Annotated in this window: 3 protein-coding genes; all 3 read left to right on the forward strand. The window is 34.4% G+C overall.

The window, feature by feature from the left end; translation table 11 throughout:
- On the forward strand, positions 1–555 hold a 555-nt coding region (locus F6K13_RS28765; protein ID WP_287289255.1), incomplete at its 5' end, for an acyl carrier protein.
- 60 nt (positions 556–615) lie between these two features.
- A complete protein-coding gene (locus tag F6K13_RS28770; RefSeq protein WP_124155959.1) occupies positions 616–1,383 on the forward strand; it encodes an enoyl-CoA hydratase/isomerase in 768 nt (255 codons plus the stop codon).
- The coding region (locus F6K13_RS28775; RefSeq protein ID WP_287289257.1) for a polyketide synthase at positions 1,371–2,377 on the forward strand (1,007 nt) is incomplete at its 3' end. The genes F6K13_RS28770 and F6K13_RS28775, both read left to right, overlap by 13 nt.

A 2,377-nucleotide genomic window follows, 5' to 3' on the forward strand; every position in this document is an offset into this window, starting at 1 on the left:
TTAAAATCTCCCTATTTACGAGATATACCTTACGTTCAAAAAACATTATCAGAAAGAATTGCAGATGAATCTGAAAATATTTTGGAAGGTGAAAATACTTTAAGAGCAGATAACTTTGATGTTAATTTGGCTGAACTTAAAGCTAGTCTAAAAGAAAGTTTAGCAGAAGCTTTGTATGCAGATATTAGTGAAATAGAAGAAGACCAAAAATTTGTTGATTTAGGGTTAGATTCTATAGTCGGAGTTGAATGGATAGCAAGCATAAATGCAACTTATAATTTAAACATGAAAGCTACCAAATTATATGATTATCCGACTTTATTAGATTTAGTCCAATATATTAGTAGTGAAATAAAGCCTTCTCAAAATGGCAATAAATTGTCTCAGGGCAATCAAATTACTTCAAAAGAAGCTCCAATAAATCAAGACTTACCTGCACAATCGCAGGAAGACGTAAGACAAAAAATACGCTCAATCCTGAGTCAAGTAGCAAGTAAAAATTTAACTGCTCAAGAGGCAAATCAAATAATTGCCAAAATCAAACAAGGAAAATAACCTAATCCTTTAGTCCCCACAAAAATCAATGAATTTCATCGATAATATAAATTTATAGCTATGGACTACTATCAAACCCTAAAAGTTAATTATCAGCCTGCTGTACAAAGAATTCAGATATATCGACCTGACGCTAACAATAGCATTAATCCCGAACTAGCCCAAGAATTATTGTTAGCTTTACAAGCTGCTGAAGCAGAAGAAACAGTTAAAGTAGTGATTCTAGAAGGACTACCTGATGTGTTTTGTACGGGGATGGATTTTCAAGAAGTAGCAGATGGAAGGGAACTTGATCCAAAACAGAATATGCACAGTTACTACAACATCTTGAAACAGATGTATCAAAGTAGCAAAGTGATTTTATCAAGAGTCCGTGGGAGGGTGCAAGCAGGAGGTGTGGGTTTGGTAGCAGCTAGCGATATAGTTGTTGCGGATCAAACTGCTACCTTCGTTTTATCTGAACTTTTATTTGGCTTGTTACCTGCTTGTGTATTGCCATTTTTGATTCGTCGAGTAGGGTTCCAAAAAGCTCAACGTTTATCACTAACAACTCAACCAATTTCAGCATCAGAGGCTTATAACTGGGGGTTAGTTGATGAATATAATGAGGATACTAATAAGTCAATTAATCAATATATTCGACGTCTAAGATATTTAGAATCATCCGGAGTCAAAGAGTTAAAAGACTTGATGAATAAATTATGGATTATTCAAGAAGAAACTCAAGATTTAGTTGTAAATACGTCTTGTAGTATGATGGTAAAACCTGCTTTTCGCGAAAAAATTAGACTATTTATACAAGAGGGGGTGTTTCCATGGCAAAGTTGAATTTTAATCAGGACTCAGTTAAGGGTAATTCTAAGGCACAACTGGTGGAGTTGGGAAATGGTGTTGTTCAAATCACTATGAATGATGAGGAGAACAGAAATAATTTTTCCCAGGAAATGGTGACAGGATTATTTCAATGTTTTCAAGCAGTTAGAGAGAATAAGAACTATAAAGTAGTTATATTGGCAGGAACTAATAATTACTTTGGCACTGGTGTTAGTGGCGAACAGTTAATGTCAACTTTTCAAACAGAAGATAACTTTTCTGTTGAGAAAATTACTGAGCTATTAACTTTGGCACTAAATTGTCCGATACCTGTTATTGCTGCTATAGAAGGTCACGCATTAGGCGGTGGTTTTGCTATAGGTTTATATGCAGATTTACTTGTGCTGAGTCAAGAAAGTTTTTATGCCAGTAACTTTCTGAAATATGGTTTTATTCCTGGAGCTGGAGCAGTATTTATATTACTTAAAAAGCTAGGGTTAGAACTAGGACAAGAAATGGTGTACACCGCCCGCAATTATCGTGGGAAAGAATTAGAAAAGCGGGGAATTCCTTTTCCAGTTTTACCTAGAAAGGAAGTGCTAAAGTTTGCCAGAAAAATTGCTAATGAAATAGCAGAAAAACCAAGGTTGTCTCTAGTTACTTTAAAGAAATACTTAATTTCAGATATTAGAAAAAAATTACAAGAGGTGCTTCCCAAAGAAGTAGAAATGCAAGAAATAACCTTTAATCAACCTGAGGTGAAAAATTTGATTCTATCAAGTTTTGCAGGAGGTGAAGGTAATAAACAGGAATCATTTGATAAGAAGCAGAGTCAGTTAACAGAAGAAGAAAATATCTTATATCAATTACAGTCTGGTAATATTTCCTTAGAAAATGCAGAAACGCTACTTCTAGAAATGACTGAAGAAAAAATACCAGAAACAGTTCAGGATGTAAAAGCGATCGCTCCTGAAAATTATGATGAGTTATTATCTGAGGAATTGTTATC

The sequence above is a fragment of the Okeania sp. SIO2B9 genome (assembly GCF_010672505.1).
GTDB classification, from domain to species: Bacteria; Cyanobacteriota; Cyanobacteriia; order Cyanobacteriales; family Microcoleaceae; genus Okeania; species Okeania hirsuta.

Bases quoted from the DNA above. Each gene is read 5' to 3' on its own strand.
- F6K13_RS28770 (WP_124155959.1), top strand. From the start codon at position 616: ATGGACTACTATCAAACCCTAAAAGTTAATTATCAGCCTGCTGTACAA.